Annotated in this window: 17 protein-coding genes and 2 tRNA genes; 13 read left to right on the top strand and 6 right to left on the bottom strand. The window is 63.3% G+C overall.

Features of this window, described 5'->3' with window-relative positions:
- Together ACYU8T_RS03990 and ACYU8T_RS03985 are read left to right on the top strand one after the other, a co-directional pair.
- A complete protein-coding gene (locus tag ACYU8T_RS03990; protein ID WP_461158573.1) occupies positions 1 to 861 on the top strand; it encodes a hypothetical protein in 861 nt (286 codons plus the stop codon).
- 30 nt (positions 862 to 891) lie between these two features.
- Positions 892 to 967 (top strand) — tRNA-Thr (locus tag ACYU8T_RS03985).
- Between the two features lie 43 nt (positions 968 to 1010).
- Here ACYU8T_RS03985 and ACYU8T_RS03980 read toward each other — a convergent pair.
- Entirely contained in the window at positions 1011 to 1334 is a 324-nt protein-coding gene (locus tag ACYU8T_RS03980; protein ID WP_461158572.1) for a hypothetical protein, read from the bottom strand.
- Positions 1335 to 1451: 117 nt separating this feature from the next.
- On the opposite strand from ACYU8T_RS03980, the gene ACYU8T_RS03975 reads away from it, so the two are divergent.
- Positions 1452 to 1721, top strand: a complete 270-nt coding sequence (locus ACYU8T_RS03975; protein WP_461158571.1) for a hypothetical protein — start codon at positions 1452 to 1454, stop codon at positions 1719 to 1721.
- 187 nt (positions 1722 to 1908) lie between these two features.
- Here ACYU8T_RS03975 and ACYU8T_RS03970 read toward each other — a convergent pair whose 3' ends face one another.
- The 3 genes from ACYU8T_RS03970 to folE are packed head-to-tail and all read right to left on the bottom strand — an operon-like array spanning position 1909 to position 4178.
- Positions 1909 to 2685, bottom strand: coding sequence for an enoyl-CoA hydratase-related protein (locus tag ACYU8T_RS03970; RefSeq protein WP_461158570.1), 777 nt, complete (start codon positions 2683 to 2685; stop codon positions 1909 to 1911).
- Between the two features lie 51 nt (positions 2686 to 2736).
- On the bottom strand, positions 2737 to 3573 hold the full coding sequence (locus ACYU8T_RS03965) for an SDR family oxidoreductase (protein WP_247230917.1): 837 nt from the start codon (positions 3571 to 3573) through the stop codon (positions 2737 to 2739).
- Positions 3570 to 4178 carry a GTP cyclohydrolase I FolE gene (gene folE, locus ACYU8T_RS03960; protein WP_461158569.1) on the bottom strand — a complete coding sequence of 203 codons (609 nt, stop codon included), beginning with the start codon at positions 4176 to 4178 and terminating at the stop codon, positions 3570 to 3572. Before folE ends, ACYU8T_RS03965 begins: the two co-directional genes overlap by 4 nt.
- Positions 4179 to 4375: 197 nt before the next feature.
- Here folE and ACYU8T_RS03955 point away from each other — a divergent pair, with 197 nt between their 5' ends.
- Complete coding sequence (locus ACYU8T_RS03955; RefSeq protein ID WP_461158568.1) at positions 4376 to 4957, top strand: nucleotidyltransferase family protein; 582 nt, start codon at positions 4376 to 4378, stop codon at positions 4955 to 4957.
- Here ACYU8T_RS03955 and ACYU8T_RS03950 read toward each other — a convergent pair.
- On the bottom strand, positions 4954 to 6615 hold the full coding sequence (locus tag ACYU8T_RS03950; protein WP_461158567.1) for an MFS transporter: 1662 nt from the start codon (positions 6613 to 6615) through the stop codon (positions 4954 to 4956). The genes ACYU8T_RS03955 and ACYU8T_RS03950 overlap by 4 nt on opposite strands.
- A 182-nt stretch (positions 6616 to 6797) precedes the next feature.
- On the opposite strand from ACYU8T_RS03950, the gene ACYU8T_RS03945 reads away from it, so the two are divergent.
- The 5 genes from ACYU8T_RS03945 (at position 6798) to ACYU8T_RS03925 (ending at position 13354) form a co-directional block, all read left to right on the top strand.
- The gene (locus ACYU8T_RS03945) at positions 6798 to 8006 is read left to right on the top strand and encodes an acetyl-CoA C-acetyltransferase (RefSeq protein ID WP_461158566.1); all 1209 of its coding nucleotides are present in this window, start codon (positions 6798 to 6800) and stop codon (positions 8004 to 8006) included.
- An 89-nt stretch (positions 8007 to 8095) separates the two neighbouring features.
- A complete protein-coding gene (locus tag ACYU8T_RS03940) occupies positions 8096 to 10270 on the top strand; it encodes a 3-hydroxyacyl-CoA dehydrogenase NAD-binding domain-containing protein (RefSeq protein ID WP_461158565.1) in 2175 nt (724 codons plus the stop codon).
- A gap of 237 nt (positions 10271 to 10507) precedes the next feature.
- Positions 10508 to 11524: a UDP-glucose 4-epimerase GalE gene (galE, locus tag ACYU8T_RS03935; protein WP_461158564.1), complete on the top strand. Its 1017-nt coding sequence runs from the start codon at positions 10508 to 10510 to the stop codon at positions 11522 to 11524.
- Positions 11514 to 12203: a 6-phosphogluconolactonase gene (gene pgl, locus ACYU8T_RS03930; RefSeq protein ID WP_461158563.1), complete on the top strand. Its 690-nt coding sequence runs from the start codon at positions 11514 to 11516 to the stop codon at positions 12201 to 12203. Before galE ends, pgl begins: the two co-directional genes overlap by 11 nt.
- Before the next feature lie 8 nt (positions 12204 to 12211).
- Positions 12212 to 13354 carry an aminotransferase class I/II-fold pyridoxal phosphate-dependent enzyme gene (locus ACYU8T_RS03925; RefSeq protein ID WP_461159743.1) on the top strand — a complete coding sequence of 381 codons (1143 nt, stop codon included), beginning with the start codon at positions 12212 to 12214 and terminating at the stop codon, positions 13352 to 13354.
- A gap of 348 nt (positions 13355 to 13702) precedes the next feature.
- Here ACYU8T_RS03925 and ACYU8T_RS03920 read toward each other — a convergent pair.
- Positions 13703 to 13787, bottom strand: a tRNA-Leu gene (locus tag ACYU8T_RS03920).
- Between the two features lie 198 nt (positions 13788 to 13985).
- On the opposite strand from ACYU8T_RS03920, the gene zwf reads away from it, so the two are divergent.
- From zwf to eda, 4 genes are all read left to right on the top strand, one after another.
- On the top strand, positions 13986 to 15440 hold the full coding sequence (gene zwf, locus ACYU8T_RS03915; protein ID WP_461158562.1) for a glucose-6-phosphate dehydrogenase: 1455 nt from the start codon (positions 13986 to 13988) through the stop codon (positions 15438 to 15440).
- The gene (gene edd, locus ACYU8T_RS03910) at positions 15433 to 17259 is read left to right on the top strand and encodes a phosphogluconate dehydratase (RefSeq protein ID WP_461158561.1); all 1827 of its coding nucleotides are present in this window, start codon (positions 15433 to 15435) and stop codon (positions 17257 to 17259) included. Before zwf ends, edd begins: the two co-directional genes overlap by 8 nt.
- 106 nt (positions 17260 to 17365) lie before the next feature.
- Positions 17366 to 18331, top strand: coding sequence for a glucokinase (gene glk / locus ACYU8T_RS03905; protein ID WP_097091856.1), 966 nt, complete (start codon positions 17366 to 17368; stop codon positions 18329 to 18331).
- Complete coding sequence (eda, locus tag ACYU8T_RS03900; protein ID WP_461158560.1) at positions 18331 to 18948, top strand: bifunctional 4-hydroxy-2-oxoglutarate aldolase/2-dehydro-3-deoxy-phosphogluconate aldolase; 618 nt, start codon at positions 18331 to 18333, stop codon at positions 18946 to 18948. The genes glk and eda overlap by 1 nt, the downstream gene beginning before the upstream one ends.
- Positions 18949 to 18972: the final 24 nt, after the last annotated feature.

Genomic DNA, 18972 nt, shown 5'->3' with positions numbered 1-18972 from the left:
ATGACTCCGCGCTTTGCCCGTTATGCCGCGATCGATTGGTCGGGCGCGAAGGGCGTGCGGCACAAGGGGATAGCGGTTGCGCTGTGCGAGCGTGGAGACGCCGTGCCCCGGCTCGTCCATCCGGACGGTGGAGGCTTCTGGTCACGTTCGGCGGTGGCGGAATGGCTGATCGATGCCGCTGCGGAGGCGCCGACGCTGTTCGGGTTCGATTTCAGCTTCGCGCCACCCTTCGTGGCGCGGGAGGCTTATCTGCCGGGCGACGATGTGCCGTTGACGGGGCCTGACTTCTGGGCCTATGTCGATAGCGTCTGCGATGACCCCGATCTGGGCGCGGCGAGCCTGTTGCACGTCACCCACCGCCGCCATTTCTACTTCGGCAAGGCGGACGGGGTGAAGGCCGACTTCATGCACAACCGGGTGTGCGAAGCCCATTATAATGCGGGCGGCGGGGGAAAGCCGTCCACCGTCTATGACGCGATCGGCGCGGCGCAGGTCGCCAAGGCGAGCTTTGCGGGAATGCGCTTGCTCCATCATGTGCGGGATCATGTTCCGGTCTGGCCGTTCGATCCGGCACCTAGCAGTGGGTCATTGGTGGTGGAAATCTACACCAGCATCGCGGCGCGCGCGGCAGGACGGCCCAAGGGGCGGACGAAGATGCGAGACCTCGCCGCGCTCGACGATGCGCTCTGCGCGCTGGGCTCTGCGCCCTATGAAGGATTGCCACCGGATGATCATGGCGCCGACGCCATCGTGACCGCCGCGTGGCTGCGCAACGTCGCGCCGAGGCCGAGCCTATGGGCGCCACCTGCGCTCAATCCGCATATTGCCGCAACGGAGGGCTGGACGTTCGGTATCATCTGATAGTAAGGCGCTTCACCGTCCGATGGACGCGCCGGCTTAGCTCAGTTGGTAGAGCACCTGATTTGTAATCAGGGGGTCAGGGGTTCGAGCCCTCTAGCCGGCACCATCTCTCTCGTGGCGCGCGCCCTTCGGATTGGCGTCACGCGATCCTAATGGCCCAGCTTCGGCCGCGGGATTTCCACCTTATTTATCCTGATGTCTAAAGAACCGGATTTGGGCCGGGTATCAGGGCGGGCGTTTATCCCGCCGTCGGGCAAGCTAGATGTGGGTTTAGGATCGGACCGACCTTTTATGCCCCCGTCCCTGGGCGCGCCGCCACCGCCGCCGCCACTGGATGCGGCGATCGCTTCGGAACTTAGCGAAGTAGACAAGAGGATGGTCATCGCGGGTGGCACCGTTGCCGCGAACCTGCCGCAAGTCTTTAGGAAATTGCGCCTGTCTTCGGTTGCCGGCGAATTCAACTGATCGTCCATGATGCCATCCTTCTCTATTCGCATCGTAGATTAACAGGTGAAGCATCCGGAAGATTTGGAGAAAAAGAGCTATAGACTTTAGTATAGGCCAAAGAAAAAGGGCAAACCAAACGCAAAATGGGGGCCGGCATCTCTGCCGGTCCCCACTTCCGTCGTGTCCCGGATCCGCTTCCCGTTCAGGATGCGATCATCGGACTCGGCGCGCGATGCTCTCGCCAGAAAGGCTTGGCATCGTGTTTGCTCCGGTTTTCCGGCTATGAGGCCATGTTCCGCAGCATGCCTTCAAACTACAATATCCGACGTCCGCTTTCGCGCGTGCATGATATCGCCTTTGAAGACCATCAGTTTCCGTTCGAACCGGGTGGTTCCAACGTCAGCCTGATGTGATCGAAACTTCGCTCAAATCCTTGATATCATCGCCGATTTGATGATCCGGATTTCTCCGGTTCGTCGTCCGTTTCGATAGGAGGATGGTCTCACCAAAAGCGAGTCGCTCAAAGCGGAATCTGGCATGCTGGTGACAGACTCCGCCTAAAGCTGTGGATAATTGTGGAAAATTTTTCGCCCGTCGCTTTTAGCGCCCTTTCCACACGCCAGGACGCTTTTCAACGAAGGCATTCATGCCTTCGACGCGATCCTCGGTTGCGGTCAGAAGCTGGAACAAACGCCTCTCGGTCGTCAGCCCCTGCCCCAACATGGTTTCGAAGGCGAGGTCCACCATTTCCTTGTTCACCATCGCAGCCATCGGGGGCATGGCGGCGATGGCTGCAGCGGTCTTCAACGCATCGTCCAGCAGTTCGGCGGCCGGTACGACCCGTGAGACAAGGCCTGAACGTTCGGCTTCTTCCGCGCCCATCATACGACCCGTCAGACACATTTCCATCGCCTTGGCCTTGCCGACGGCCTTGGTCAGGCGCTGCGATCCACCCATGCCGGGCGCAACGCCAAGCTTGATTTCCGGCTGCCCGAACTTGGCGGTGTCCGCTGCGATGATGAAGTCCGCCATCATGGCGAGCTCACAACCGCCGCCCAGCGCGAAGCCTGCGACAGCCGCGATCCAGGGCTTCCGGGTGGCGACCAGGTTCCTCTGCCAGCCGGAGAAGAAGTCCTCCAAGAAGAAGTCGGCAGCGGCCTTGCTGGCCATTTCCTTGATGTCAGCGCCTGCCGCGAACGCCTTTTCGCTGCCGGTCAGTACCAGGCACAATTGCGATGGGTCGGCATCATAAGCGGCAAAGGCGGCGCTGAGGTCAGCCAGCACCTGGGTATTGAGGGCGTTCAGCGCCTGGGGCCGGTTCAGCGTGACCAGCGTGACGGCATCGCGCTGTTCGATCAGGATCGTTTCGAAGCTCATCGTCATCTTCCTTCAAATCTGCGGTGCGGCAGGCGCAAGCGACGCCCCCGGTCACCGTCCCATATGCATGAAATCGCGGTCGTAGCTGCGCATATGCGCGCCGCCGTCGACATAGAGCGTCTGCCCGGTGACGGCGCTCGCTTGCGCGAGATAGAGCACAGCTTCCGCAATCTGCTCCGCCAAGGGCAGGCGCCCGAGAGGCATTGCCGATTGCAGCCTTTCCATCTGCGCCTCGTCATAATCGGGCGTTGCGATGGTGAGGCCAGGCGCGACTGCGTTAACCCGGATGTTCGGCGCAAGGCTGGAGGCGGACAGGCGGGTGAGTCCGGCCAGTGCCGACTTCGACAAGGTATAGGCCAACTGGTCGGCATGCGGATGATCTATCCGCTGATCGAGAATATTGATGATGCACCGATCCGCTACCCCGGCAGGGATCGTCGCGAACGCCTTCGTCAGCAGGGCGGGCGCGGCGCAGTTTACGGCATAATGCCGCATAAGGTCTTCGGCGGACACATTGTCGAGCCGGTCCTGACCGAAGATCGCGGCGCTGTTCACCAATATGTCGGGCGGTCGGCCGAACCTCTCCGCGACCTTGGCGACCAATTCCTCCGCACTTTCGGGATCGGCGAAGTCGGCCGTGAAACCATCCCATTCCGTGCCGTTCTCGTCGAGCGTCAGGGCGAGAGCGGAATCCAGCCGAGTGTCGTGGCTGCCGTGAATTGCGAGCGAATAGCCCGTGCGGGCGAACCCGGCGGCAATGACACCGCCAAGCCGCCGGTGACCGCCCGTGATGAGCGCCAGGCGCTTGTTCGCCAGCGGCAGCGGGCCCTCGCTCCGCTCCCGCGCGCCGCCGATAGGCCGGTAGGCAGGTGCGTCTTCGCCGTTCACGATTCGATGAGCTTCAGCACTTCCTCGCGACTTTTTTCATCGTCGCGGAACACGCCAAGCATGCGGCTGGTCTTCATCAGGACGTTGGGCGTGCGGACACCCCGACTCGTCATGCAGCCGTGCGTCGCTTCGATCACCACGGCCACGCCCTGGGGCTTCAGATGTTCCCAGATGCAGTTGGCGACTTCGGCGGTCAGCCGTTCCTGGACCTGAAGCCGGTTGGCAAAGGCGTGCAGCACGCGAGCGAGCTTTGAAATGCCGACCACATATTTGCCGGGCAGATAGGCGATGTGCCCGCGCCCGATGATGGGCGCCATATGATGTTCGCAGTGCGATTGAAACGGAATGTCCTTGAGCAGCACGATATCATCATAGCCGCCCACTTCATGGAAGATGCGCGAGAGGTGATAGGCCGGATCGTCGCCATAGCCGCGGCAATATTCCCGCCACGCACGCGCCACGCGCTGGGGCGTTTCAAGCAGGCCTTCGCGGTCGGGATTGTCGCCAGACCAGCGGATCAAGGTGCGGATGGCGTCCGCCACATTCGCGGGCACAGCTTCCTTGATAGCTTCGCCTACGGCCTCGGCATCGGGATCATAGTCCATGGATGGCACTACTCCTCTTTATCTTTGTTCAGGGCGCATATGACCGCTCTGTCAGCGGAATGCCAGCCCTTTACCTATGCTATGGACAGGGGTGGTGCCGGGTGGCACATCAACGCCCAACATATAAAGCCGATCCGAAAAGCATGGCTGTCCCGTCGCTCGCCCACTCCCCATATCCTTCCGCCCGGGACTAAAGCGTGCGGACTGAACAGATCGCCGCCGTGCTGCTGGCCGCTGGCACATCATCCCGTTTCGGGGAGGATGACAAGTTGATCGCTGACCTCAATGGCAAGCCGGTTATCGCCCATACGCTTGAGGCCGTGGCATCGCTCGCCTTTGGCGAACTGGTGGCGGTGACGCGGCCGATCGCCGATGCTCCCGACATTCATCGAAGGCTGGAGCGGCGCGGCTACAGCATATTGGTCAATGATAGGCCGGAAGAAGGCTTGGCGAGCAGCATCGTCCGCGCCGTCCTCCACGTCATGCCGATAAAACGGTGCAGGGGCATTCTGATCTGCCTGGGCGACATGCCGTTTGTGCCGCAGTCGCATTATAATCGCATATGCCTGGCGGCCGAAGATGTGCGTTCGGTCGTGGCGAGTACGGACGACTTCTCTTCATCCCCGCCTGCCTTCATCGGGCGGAAGCATTTTCCCGAACTGCTGACATTGCGCGGTGATCAGGGCGCGAGGGCGCTACTGAGCCGGGGCGTTCAGGTGGAGGCAATGGGCAGTTCGCTGATCGATATCGATATCCCGGAAGATCTGGCGAGGGATTAGCTCGACCGGGTGGGATCGGTCATGGGATCATCCATTTCCCGCACATCGGGCATGCGGCTTATCGGCAGCGACCCCGTCTGCCTTTCCAGCATGCGATGGACCACCGGCGGATGGGGGCCGCTGTGCAGCGCGGCGAGTGTGTCGAAATTCGCCGTGTCCGCGATGGTGCGCCGCCTGTTGTGGCGGACATAGTCGAGCCAGGTGGAGACATGGTAGCGCTCGATCCATAGCTCAGGATCGGCGAGGTCGCGCATCAGGGACCAGCCATGCGCTCCGTCGCGACGGCGGATGCGGCGCCGCTCGCTCATCGCGGCGAGGAAAGGCACGACCGAGCCGGCCGGAATGCGGTATTCGATGGTGATGACCACAGGCCCGCTGCGGGGTTCGATCGGCACAGCCGTTTGGGGCTCCTGCCAACGGTCTAGGAGGTCTAGATTTTCATCTCCCGTCTGGGGCAGCGGGCGGAAAAGGCCTATCATCGCTGCTGCCAATTGCACGCCGGCGGCTAGGTGGAGCGACGTCACGACGCCCATATGCTCCGCCAGCCAGCCGAACAACCATGCGCCGAGCGCCATGCCCCCGAACGCCATCATCTGATACAGGGCGACGGCGCGGGCCAGCACCCAGCGGGGGGCGGACATCTGGACCGAGACGTTGAAGGTCGACAGCGCGATGACCCATCCTGCGCCGCAGAGCAGCAAGCCGATGATCGCGACGACGAGCCAGCCCGTCGAAGCTGTGATCGCCGTACCCACGGCAAGCGCAAGGGCGGCGGAGCGGACGATCGTTTCGATGGGGAAGCGGCCGCGGAGCCTGCCTGACGACAGCGCGCCGAGGACCGCGCCGATGCCGAACGCCCCGCTCAAGATACCGAAGGTCAGCGCGCTACCCTTCAATATGTCGCGCGCGACCAGCGGCATGAGCGCGGAGACGGCGCTCGCGCCGATGCCGAAGGCAGCGCCGCGAATGAGCACGAGTTGGATCTTCGGCGACATGGTGACATAGCGGACCCCTGCCCGCATGGCGTGGCCGAGGCGTTCACGCGGCAGGAGCTTGGGCACGCGTTCCGGCTGCCAGCGCAGCAGGACGAGGGAGAGGCCGATGTAGCTGAGCGCATTGGTGAGGAAGGCGGCGGCGGCTCCGGCGGCGGCGACGATGATGCCGCCAAGCGCCGGGCCGACACTGCGCGCGAGGTTGAAGCCCATGCTGTTGAGGGCGACGGCGCTGGGGAGTTGGGATCGCGGCACCATGTCGCCAACCGACGCTTGCCAGGCGGGGCCGTTGATCGCGGTCGCGCAGCCGACGAGGAAGGTGAAGGCGAGCAGCGACCAAGGGGTCAGCAGATCCAACCAGGCGAACAGGGCAAGGAGAGCGGACACCAGCAGCATCGACAATTGGCAGGCGAGCATGACGAGGCGGCGATCGAGATTGTCGGCTACCGCCCCCGCCCAGAGCGAGAGCAGCATGATCGGCAAAGTGGTCGAGGCGGGAACCAGCGCGACGAGCATGGGAGAGCCAGACAGCGACGTCATCATCCATGCCGCGCCGACCGACTGGATCAACCCACCGAAGTTCGACGCGAGGCTGGCGAACCATATCGCGCGGAAGATGGGGATGGCGAACGGCGTTGGCGCTGGAGGGGAATCTGCCTCTGACACTGAAAATGCATGAACCTGAAATCGACTGGAGCGTCAAACCCGGAAGGGAGGAAAGGAGTTCAATTCAATGAAGGAAATAGCGGGAAAAGCGCGATCCGCATTGCCTTTGCGCTTGCACTTTACGTAAACGTAAATACATTTGCGGCGCGCCTGACGCCAATGCCGAGAGGAATGACCGAGCGATGGAAGCCTTTATCTACGATGCCGTAAGGACGCCCCGCGGCCGGGGCAAGCCGGACGGGTCGTTGCATGAAATCACCCCTGTCCAGCTGGCGACGCAGGTGCTGGAGGCGGTGCGGGATCGTAACGCGATCGACACGGCGGATGTGGACGATGTCGTGCTTGGCTGCGTGACGCCGATCGGCGAGCAAGGCGGAGACATCGCCCGCGCCGCCGTGCTGAATGCGGATTATGAGCAGACGGTGCCGGGCGTGCAGATCAACCGTTTCTGCGCTTCCGGGCTGGAAGCGGTGAACATGGCCGCCGCGAAAGTCTATTCGGGCGAAGCGGGACTGGCGATCGGCGGTGGCGTCGAATCCATGAGCCGCGTGCCGATGTCTTCGGACGGCGGCGCGATCGCCATGGACCCGGCGGTCGCCTACAAGACCTATTTCGCGCCGCAGGGGATCGGTGCCGATGTGATCGCGACCAAGTTCGGCATCAGTCGCGATGATGCGGATGCCTATGCGGTCGAAAGCCAGCGGCGCGCGAAGGCGGCCTGGGACGAAGGGCGCTTTGCCAAGTCGATCGTTCCCGTGCGCGACGTGATCGGCGAAGTGGTTCTGGACCATGACGAACATATGCGCCCCGACGCGACGATGCAGTCGCTTGGCAGCCTGAAGCCGAGCTTTGCCGCGCTGGGCGAGGAAATGCCCGGTTTCGACGCTATTGCGCTGCTGAAATATCCAGAGCTGGAACGGGTGAACCATGTCCATCATGCGGGCAACAGCAGCGGGATTGTCGATGGCGCGGCCGCGGTGCTGCTCGGCAACAAGGAAATGGGCGAGAAATATGGCCTGAAGCCGCGCGCCCGGATCAAGGCGATGGCGTCGATCGGGTCCGAGCCGCTGATCATGCTGACTGGGCCGGAGTTCGTTGCGGGCAAGCTGCTCAATCGAGCGGGCATGAGCAGCCATGACATCGACCTTTGGGAACTGAACGAAGCCTTTGCGAGCGTGGTGTTGCGTTACATGCAGGCGATGGATTTGGACCATGACAGGATCAATGTGAATGGCGGCGCGATAGCCATGGGCCATCCGCTGGGCGCGACGGGGGCGATGGTGTTGGGGACGGCGCTGGATGAGCTGGAGCGATCGGGCAAGGGCACGGCGCTGGTGAACCTGTGCGTGGGTGCGGGCATGGGGACCGGGATTATTATTGAGCGGGTTTAAAAGAAAAGAACTCCGTTCGTGCTGAGCTTGTCGAAGCACGCGCGCACCCTTCGACAAGCTCAGGGTGAACGGGGGTAGGAGATAGAGTGATGCAGACCATCAATTTTGACATCGATGCGGACGGCATCGCCACGCTGACCATCGATGTGCCGGGCCAGTCGATGAATGTAATCGGTCCCGATTTCCTCGCCGATCTGGATGAAGCGATTACGCGCATTGGGTCGGAGGAAGCGATCAAGGGCGCGGTGATTGCTTCGGGCAAGGACAGCGGGTTCATGGCTGGCATGGACCTTAAATATTTCGGGTCGATGCTGGCGAGCGGCGCGGGGAAGCGCCCTGCCCCGGCCGAGATTTTCGAGCAGGTGTTCGTGCTGAACCAGCTGTTCCGGCGGCTGGAGACATGCGGCAAGCCAGTGGCCTGCGCGATCGAGGGCACCTGCGTCGGTGGCGGGTTCGAACTGGCGCTGGCGTGCCATCGGCGGGTAGTGGGCGATAGCCCCAAGACGCAGCTTGGCCTGCCGGAAATCCTGATCGGCCTTTTCCCCGGCGGTGGCGGATCGCAGCGGCTGCCGCGCCTGATCGGGGTGCAGGCGGCGCTGATGTATATGTTGCAGGGCAAGCTGTTCCGCCCGGCCGAGGCGGCGATGCTGAAGGCCGTCGATGAAGTCGTGCCGCAGGGCACGGCGGTAGAGAAGGCGAAAGAGTGGGTGAAGGCAAACCCGTCCGCCAACGCGCAGCCATGGGACATCAAGGGCTTCAAGTTCCCCGGTGGTGCGGGTGCGTTCAATCCTGCTTTCGTGCAGACGATGGTCGGCGCGGTGCCGATGACGCTGAAGCAGACGCAGCGGAACATGAATGCGCCCGCCGCTTTGCTGTCGGCGGTCTATGAAGGCGCGCTGCTGCCGTTCGACCGGGCGATCCGGGTAGAGAGCAAATATTTCGCCAAGGTCGCAGCCGATCCGCAGGCAGCGAACATGATCCGCAGCCTGTTCGTCAACAAGAATGCCGCCGAACGCGGTGCGCGGCGGCCGAAGGACCAGCCCAAGGCGCCGACGAAGAAGCTCGCCATGTTGGGCGCTGGCATGATGGGTGCGGGGATTGCGACGGTTGCGGCGCAGGCGGGCATGGAGGTCATGCTGTTCGACCGGGACCTTGCTTATGCGGAAAAGGGCAAGGCGCATGTCGAGGATGTGCTGAAGAAGCGGCTGGGCCGTGGCATGACGCCGGAGAAGATGGCCGAGACGCTGGCGCGCGTGACGCCGACGACCGACTATGCGGCGCTGGCCGGAGCAGACTTCGTGATCGAGGCGGTTTTCGAGGATGTCGCGATCAAGGCGGAGGTCACGAAGAAGGTCGAGGAGGTGCTCGGCCCCGATGTGATCTTTGGGTCCAACACATCGACCTTGCCGATCACGAAGCTTGCCAAGGCGTGGAGCAAGCCTGCCAATTTCATCGGCATCCACTTTTTCTCGCCGGTTGAGAAGATGCCGCTGGTCGAGATCATTCTGGGCAAGGAAACCGGCCCGGCCGCAATCGCCAAGGCGCTGGATTTCGTCAGCCAGATCAAGAAGACGCCGATCGTCGTCAATGACTCGCGCGGTTTCTATACCTCGCGCTGTTTTGGCACCTATGTGCAGGAAGGCGTGGAGATGGTGGCCGAGGGGATCAACCCGGCGCTCATCGAAAATGCCGGGCGGCAATTGGGGATGCCGGTGGGGCCGCTGGCGGTGGGTGACGAAGTGTCGATCGAGCTTGGCCACAAGATCGTCGTCGCGGCTCAGAAGGAATTGGGCGACGCCTATGTGGCGCAGCCGTCCGACGCGGTGATGGCGCGCATGGTCGAGCTGGGGCGGCTGGGCCGTAAGAGCGCGAAGGGATGGTATGATTATCCCGAGGGTGGGAAGAAGCATCTTTGGCCGGGGCTGGAAGAGATGTTCCCGCGTGCGGCGGTGCAGCCCGATGTCGAGGAAGTGAAGGAGCGGCTGCTCTATCGCCAGTTGGTGGAATGCGCCCGCTGCTATGAGGAAGGCGTGCTGGAAACGGTGGAGGATGGCGATCTGGGCGCGATCTTCGGCTGGGGCTTTGCGCCTTGGACCGGGGGGCCGTTCAGCCATATGGATACGGTTGGTATCGGGCATGTGGTCGCGGTGCTGGAGCGCTTGGCGGCGCGGCATGGGGAGCGCTTTGCGCCGACCGTGCAGTTGCAGGATATGGCGGCTAGTGGGGCGACTTTTTATGATGAAGGGGTGAAGGCTGCGGCTTGAGGGTTAAGGCTCACGATTTAGGTTCCCAGCCCGTTCGTCCTGAGCTTGTCGAAGGACCTTCCTTCTTAGAAAAAGGGGCTTCGACAGGCTCAGCCCGAACGGATGTTAGGTTGGAGTGAGCCGCGCCACCTGATCGCGCTGGACGTACGATTGATCTCGCAGCGCAACACGCAAGGCTGTCAATCATTCGGTCAGTGCGTTAGGTCTCGCCCGACATTTTCGGGAGACATGCCTTTTATGAGCGAAAAGCCCACGGTTCTGGTCACGGGTGGTGCCGGTTATATTGGAAGCCATGCGGTGCTGGCCCTGCGCGACGCGGGGTATGGCGTCGTCGTGATCGACAATCTGGTGACGGGTTTTCGCTGGGCGGTGCCGGAGGATGTGGCGTTCGTCGAGGGCGATATCGCCGATCAGCCGCTGGTGCAGAAGGCTCTGCGCGATCATGACGTCAAGGCGATCATGCACTTTGCCGGGTCGGTGGTGGTGCCGGAATCGGTGGAGAACCCGCTCAAATATTATCACAACAACAGCGCCAAGACCCGCGACCTGATCGAAAGCGCGGTGACGGTCGGCGTGCCGCATTTCATCTTTTCCTCCACCGCCGCGACCTATGGCATTCCAGAGGAGAGTCCGGTCAAGGAGACGACGCCGCAGCGGCCGATCAATCCTTATGGCATGTCCAAGCTGATGACCGAATATATGCTGCGCGATGTGAGCGCAGCGCATCCGATGAATTTCTGCGCGCTGCGTTATTTCAATGTCGCTGGCGCCGATCCGCAGGGGCGGACGGGGCAGTCGACGGCCGGCGCGACGCACCTTATCAAGGTGGCGGTCGCGGCCGCGCTGGGGAAGCGGGAGTTTGTGTCGGTGTTCGGGACGGATTTCGATACGCCTGATGGCACGGGCGTGCGCGACTATATCCATGTCACTGATCTGGCGGCGGCGCATGTGCTGGCGCTGGACGCGCTGATGGCTAAGCCGGAACAGAATTATCTGCTGAATTGCGGCTATGGGCGCGGTTTTTCGGTGCTGGAAGTGCTGGATGCGGTCGATCGGGTGACGAACATCAAAATCGAGCGGCGGATGGAAGGACGGCGCGCGGGCGATCCGGACTCGCTGATCTCCGACAATCGCGCGATCATGGCGGAGTTTCCTTGGCAGCCGCGCCATGCCGATCTGGACCAGATCGTCGCGCATGCGCTGGCGTGGGAGCGCAAGCTGACCGAGATACGGGGCGACCGCGATGCCCACTGAGCATCTTTTCGTTGATGGCGCGCTTGCCGCTGCCGACATGGCGCGGCGGATCGCCGTGGTGCTGGGCGATGCCATCGCGGCGCGGGGCGTGGCGACGATCGCGCTGTCGGGCGGGCGCTCTCCCCGGCCGGTGCTGGAGGCGCTGTCGGGCGCTGCGCTGGAGTGGGACAAGGTCGTCGTGACGCTGGTCGATGAGCGATGGGTGGCGGCCGATCATGCGGACAGCAACGAGCGGCTGGTGCGCGAGACGCTGTTGCAGGGCGCGGCGGCGAAGGCGCGGTTTGTTGGCATGAAGAATGACGCGGCGGATGCCTATGCCGGGCAGGCCGCTTGCGAGGCGGCGCTGGCGGAGTTGCCCTGGCCGCTGGATATCGTGTTGCTTGGCATGGGCGAGGATGGGCATACGGCTTCGCTGTTTCCCGAGGCTAAGGAATTGGCGGAGGGTCTTTCCACCCATGCGCTGACGGTGGCGGTGACGCCGCCTGCCGCGCCGCATCAGCGCATGTCTTTGAGCGCCAGGGCGATCCTGAAGAGCCGACATATCTTCTTGCAGATTGGCGGGGCGGCGAAGAAGGCGGTCTATGACCGGGCGCTGGCTGGCGGGCCGGTCGAGGAGCTGCCGATCCGGGTGACGCTGTGCCAGCATGGCGTGTCGGTCGAGGTCTGGATTTCGGAGTGAACCAGCGCATGATTGCGCAGATCGATCCTTTTCATGCCATCGCGATCGGAGTGGAGGCGCATCGGCTGGAGGCTGAGGGGCGCTCAATCCTGCATATGGAGTTCGGGCAGCCTTCTACCGGCGCGCCTGCCGCTGCGATAGCGGAGGCGCATCGGGTGCTGGACAGCGACCCGATGGGCTATTGGGAGAGCCCGGCGCTGAAAGAGCGGATCGCGCTGCTGTATCGGGAACGCTATGGCGTTGCGGTGGTGGCGGAGCAGGTCCTGCTGACTTGTGGCGCTTCTCCGGGGCTGGTGCTGGCGCTCAGTTGCCTGTTCGCGCCGGGCGCGCGGGTGGCGACGGCGCGGCCGGGCTATGTGGCTTATCGCAATACGTTGAAGGCGCTGTATCTGGAGCCGGTGGAGGTCGATTGCGGGCCCGCCGAGCGATACCAGATCAGCGCGGCGGCGCTGGAGGCGATGGAACCTGCGCCCGATGGCGTGATCATTGCGAGCCCGGCCAATCCTACGGGCACGATCATCCCTGCCGACGAGATGACGCGAATCGCGGCGGTCTGCGCGCGGCGCGGGATCAGGATCGTGTCGGACGAGATTTATCATGGCCTTTCCTATGGTGAGGCGGCGCATTCTATGCTGGAATTCGCGCCCGATGCGGTGGTGGTGAACAGCTTTTCCAAATATTTTTCGATGGCCGGGTGGCGGCTTGGCTGGGTGGTGTTTCCAAGGACGCTGGTCGAGGCGGCGCGGGCGCGGATGGGGAATTTGTTCCTGACGCCCCCTTCCCTCGCGCAACATGCGGGGTTGAAGGCGTTCGACTGCCTTGACGAGTTGGAGGGGCATGTCGCGAACTACCGGCGGAACCGGGAATTGCTGTTGGCAGCGCTGCCAGCGCTTGGCCTCAAGGAAATCGCGCCGCCGGATGGGGCCTTCTACATCTACGCGGATGTGGGGCATTTGACGGATGACAGCCTGGGCTTTTGCCAGAAGTTGCTGGAGGAGACCGGCGTCGCGACCGCGCCCGGGATCGATTTCGATCCGGTGGATGGGCACCGGCATATCCGGATCAGCTTTGCCGTGTCGACAGACCGGGTGGAGGAAGCGATCCGGCGGCTTGTTCCGTGGTTTGCGGTTCAACAGCGGCGGGTGGTTTAGGATTTCACACGGAGGCGCGGAGACGCGGAGGAAATTGAGACAGATTCCTTTCATCCTGGGGAAGGCTGGGATCTTGTGAGGTTAGGCCGTGCCGTATCGCCTGAGATGCCAGCTTTCGCTGGCATGACGTGGAGCTCTTTTAGTTCTGCTCGGAAAACGGCAATGCGAATGTTGACCGGCCAACCGACGCTGTTTGATCCATTACGGATCGACCGCCGCCGATTAACTGGAATTGTCATCTTTTTGCGGTAGGGAAGCCGCGCGACCCGAGGCTTTTACCTGGTGAAAGCCCCCCTTGGCCCGGCGGCTTCATGCTGCCGGGTCTTTCTTTTCCCACTATATGGAGGGTGGTGCGGGCGGTCGGAATCGAACCGACACTCCTTTCGGAACCGGATTTTGAGTCCGGCGCGTCTACCAGTTTCACCACGCCCGCATGCATGGCCTGCCCGCGCCAAATGGCAAAATCAGCTGCCAGCGTCCAGACAAAAATCAGACCAGGTGCAGGATAAGTCTGCCGGGCGGTTGCAGGGGCGGCTGTGCGCCGATAGCCTGCTTGCGTAACGAAACCGGACCGCTATAGGACCGTTTCGTGCAGACCTGAACAATTCCTCCAAACGGAAAAGGGCATCCTTTGACCGATCCGTCTGCCACATTCCTGCTTTTTGGTGCCACCGGCGATCTGGCGCACCGCATGATCTTTCCCTCGCTCTACAATCTGCTGAGCGACGGCTTGCTGCCCGATGACTTCATGATCGTGGCGTCAGGCCGCACGGAGATGGATGACGAGGCGTTCCGGGCCGACATCGACAAGGCGCTGCAAAAGTTCGTCGGCTCTGACCGTTATGATGCGGAGGTCGCGGCGCGGCTGAAGACGATGATCGGCTATCAGCCGGTCGAGGCGGGGAAACCGGAGCAATTCAGGAAGCTGGCGGAGCGGCTCGATGGACGGGCGGAGCGTGGGCTGTCGGTCTATCTGTCGACGCCCCCTTCCCTCTTCGCACCTACCGCGCAGGGACTGGCCGAAGCAGGGCTGATCACGCCGACGACGCGGATCGCGATGGAAAAGCCGATCGGCAAGGATTTGGCCTCTTCCAAGGAAGTCAATGACGGCATCGGCGCGCTGTTCGACGAGAGCCAGATTTTCCGGGTCGACCATTATCTGGGCAAGGAGACGGTGCAGAACCTGCTTGCCCTGCGATTTGGCAATGTGATGTTCGAGCCGCTGTGGAACGCGACGGCGATCGACCATGTGCAGATCACCGTGGGCGAGACGGTGGGACTGGAAGGCCGTGTGTCCTACTATGACGGCGTGGGCGCGCTGCGCGACATGGTGCAGAACCATGTGCTGCAAATCCTGTCGATCATCGCGATGGAGCCCCCTGCCCGCATGGACCCGACCGCCGTGCGCGACGAGAAGGTGAAGGTGCTGCGGTCGCTGCGCCCGATGACGGCGGAGACGGTGAAGACCAACAGCGTGCGCGGGCAATATTCGCCGGGCGCGGTCGGCGGCGAGATCGTGACCGGATATAGTGACGAATTGGGGCAGCCGTCCGACACCGAAACCTTTGTCGCGCTGAAGGCCCATATCGACAATTGGCGCTGGCAGGGCGTGCCCTTCTACCTCCGCACAGGCAAGCGGATGCCTGCGCGCCAGTCGGAAATCCAGATCCAGTTCAAGCCGGTGCGCCATTCGATCTTTGGCCGCGCTGGCGGGCTGGAACCCAATACGTTGATCATCCGCCTTCAGCCCGAGGAATATATCCGCCTGCTGATCATGAGCAAAAGGCCCGGGCTGGAGCGCGAAGTGCATCTGGAGGAGGTGACGCTGGACGTGTCGCTGACCGCCGCCTTTGCCGGACAGCGGCGGCGTATCGCCTATGAGCGGCTGATCCTGGACCTGCTGGCGGGAGACCAGACGCTGTTCGTGCGCCGGGACGAGGTCGAAGCGCAGTGGACATGGATCGATTCCATCATCGACGGCTGGAAGGAAGCAGGGGTGAAGCCATCGCCCTATGCTTCGGGGAACTGGGGGCCGTCTTCGGCCATTGCCCTGATTGAACGAGACGGAGCCAGCTGGCATGACTGACCTTCATCCGGTGATCGCGAAGGTCACCGAACGCATCGTGAAGCGGAGCGCGCCGCGCCGCCGCCAATATCTCGACCTGATCGAACGTGGCCGTGACGCCGGGACCAACCGTGCGCAACTGTCATGCGGCAACCTTGCCCATGGCTTTGCGGCGAGCGGCGAGGACAAGCCGGTGATCCGCACGGGCGCGGCGATGAACATCGGCATCGTCACCGCTTACAATGACATGCTGTCCGCGCATCAGCCCTATGGGCGCTATCCCGAAGCCATCAAGCTCGCGGCGCGCGAGGTCGGCGCGACGGCTCAAGTGGCGGGCGGCGTCCCAGCCATGTGCGACGGCGTGACGCAGGGTCAGGCAGGCATGGACCTGTCGCTATTTTCCCGCGACACGATCGCGCTGGCAACGGCGGTGTCGCTGAGCCACGCGATGTTCGAGGGCGCTGCGCTGCTGGGCATATGCGACAAGATCGTGCCGGGCCTGCTGATCGGCGCGCTGCGTTTCGGGCATCTGCCGACGATCCTGATCCCCGCCGGGCCCATGCCATCGGGCCTTGCCAACAAGGAAAAGGTGCGCATCCGCCAGCTTTATGCCGAGGGCAAGGTCGGCAAGGAGGAGCTGCTGGAATCCGAAAGCGCCAGCTATCATGGCGCGGGCACCTGCACTTTCTATGGCACGGCCAACAGCAACCAGATGATGATGGAAGTGATGGGGCTGCACATGCCTTGCGCATCCTTCGTCAATCCGGGCACGAAGCTGCGCAGCGAACTGACGCGGGCGGCGGTGCATCGGCTTGCCAGCATCGGATGGGATGGCGACGATTACCGGCCGCTTGGCCATTGCGTCGATGAAAAGGCGATCGTCAATGCCATCATCGGCCTGATGGCGACGGGCGGATCGACCAACCATGCCATCCACCTGCCCGCGATCGCGCGCGCGGCGGGGATCAGCATCGACTGGACCGATTTCGCGGAGATTTCCGATGTCGTGCCGCTGCTGGCGCGGGTCTATCCCAATGGCGCGGGTGATGTGAACAATTTCCATACCGCTGGCGGCATGTCTTTCATCATCCGCGAGTTGTTGGATAACGGCCTGCTGCACCGGGACATCATGACGGTCGCGCGCGCCGACCTCACCGATTATGGCAAGGAGCCGGTGCTGGAGGACGAGGCGCTGCAATGGCGCGACGTGCCGGTGTCGCGCGATGAATCGATCCTGCGGCCGGTATCCAGTGCGTTCAATCCTGATGGCGGCATGCGCCTGCTGGCGGGCAACCTCGGCCGCTGCGTCATGAAGGTGAGCGCGGTCGACAAGGAACGCTGGACCATCGAGGCTCCGGCGGCCGTCTTCCATGATCAGGATGATGTGCTGCGCGCGTTCAAGGCGGGAGAGCTGGAGCGGGATGTCGTTGTGGTGGTCCGTTTCCAAGGGCCGCGCGCGAACGGCATGCCGGAATTGCACAAGCTTACCCCGGCGCTCGGCGTGTTGCAGGATCGGGGTTTTCGCGTCGCGCTGGTGACCGACGGGCGCATGTCCGGGGCTTCGGGCAAGGTGCCTGCCGCCATCCATCTGTCGCCTGAAGCGCTGGGCGGAGGACCGATCGCCAAGCTGCGCGATGGTGACATGGTGCGGGTGTGCGCCGAAAAGGGCGTGATCGAGGCGCTGGTCGATGCGGCGGAGTGGGACGCACGGGACATGCCCGTGCCGCCGCCCCCGCCCTATGACACGGGCCGCGAGCTGTTCGCGCTGTTCCGCCATCATAGCGATCTGGCGGAAAGTGGCGCTTCGCCCATCCTGGCGGCGATGGAAACTGAACTTTGACTAGCCGTCATCCCGGCGAAAGCTGGGATCTCGTGAGGCTGGGCCGCGCCCCCTCGCCTGAGATGCCAGCTTTCGCTGGCATGACGTAGAATATGGGATGCCTCGAATGACCGACATCATCGCTGCCGATATCGGCGGCACAAATGCCCGTTTCGCCCGTGCGAAGCTCGATGCGCGCAACGTGCCTACATTGGGCAAGGTGCGGAAGTACAAGGTCGCCGACTTTCAAAGCCTGCAGGCCTGCTGGGCCGCATTCGTGCGGGATGAGGGCGGCGACCTGCCCAAGGCGGCTTCCATCGCCTTTGCCACCGCGATCGGGCGCGACGTCATCAAGCTGACCAACAGCAGTTGGATGATCAGGCCCGAGACGCTGGACGAAGAACTGGGCCTCAAGCAGATGCGGCTGGTCAATGATTTCGAGGCCGTGGCCCATGCCGTGGCGCGCCTGCCCGACGACAATCTGCCGCTGCTCTTCGGGCAGGACCGGCCTTTCCCGCGCGACGGCGGCGTGACGGTAGTGGGTCCGGGCACGGGCCTGGGCGTCGCGATGATCGCGTTCGATGATGGCGAGCCGCATGTGATCGCGACCGAGGGCGGCCATCTCGACTTCGCGCCGCTCGACACGCTGGAGGAAAAGATCCTCGCCTATCTGCGCGACAAGTTCTTGCGGGTGTCGACCGAGCGGGTGGTCTCGGGGCCGGGGCTCAACAATATCTACAAGGCGATGGCGACCATCGGCCATGAGCGCGTGATGCTGATGGAAGATGCGGAATTGTGGCAGGCGGCGATCGACGGGACGGACGAGTTCGCCCGCGCGGCGTTCGACCGCTTCTGCCTTTGCTATGGTTCGGTCGTCGGCGACCTGGCGCTGGCGCAGGGGCCGAACGCGGTCGTGCTGGCCGGGGGACTGACGCAGCGGATGCGCGCATTGCTGCCCCAGAGCGGCTTTCATCGGCGCTTTACCGCCAAGGGGCGGTTCGAAAGCCTGATGGCGACGGTGCCCATTCGTCTCGCCGTGCATGAAGAGATTGGACTTTACGGGGCGGCCGCCGCCTTTCGGGAGAAGAAATGATGTCGCTCAGCGTTGAACAAGTGATGGAGCTGGCGCCGGTCATCCCGGTGCTGGTGGTGGAGCGAGTGGAGGATGCGCTGCCGATCGCGCAGGCGTTGGTGAAGGGCGGGCTGCCCGCGCTGGAAGTGACGCTGCGCACGCCCGCCGCGCTGGATGTGATCCGCGAGATGGCGACGGTAGAGGGTACGGTCGTCGGTGCTGGAACGGTGCTGAACCCGTCGCAACTGGACGCGGCGATGGAGGCAGGCGCGCGGTTCATCGTCAGCCCGGGCCTCACCGAGCCGCTGGGCAAGGCAGCGGTCGCGGCGCGCGTGCCTTTCCTTCCGGGAACGGCGACGGCGGGCGACATCATGCGCGGGCTGGAGTTGGGCCTCACGCACTTCAAATTTTTCCCGGCGGAGACTTCGGGCGGGCTGCCTGCGTTGAAGGCACTGGCGGCGCCGTTGCATGTCGCGCGCTTCTGCCCGACCGGCGGAATCACGGCGGAAAATGCGCCGAAGTGGCTGGCCGAACCCTTTGTGAAATGCGTCGGCGGCAGCTGGGTCGTGCCCAAGGGGCCAGTCGATGGGGCGAAGATCGAGGCGCTGGCGCGCGAGGCGGCGGCGCTGGCCCGCTGACGAGGATGGTTGACGCCATTGCGC

Source organism: Sphingobium sp. TomMM35A (assembly GCF_054771735.1).
This window is presented reverse-complemented; position numbering and strand designations above follow the sequence as displayed.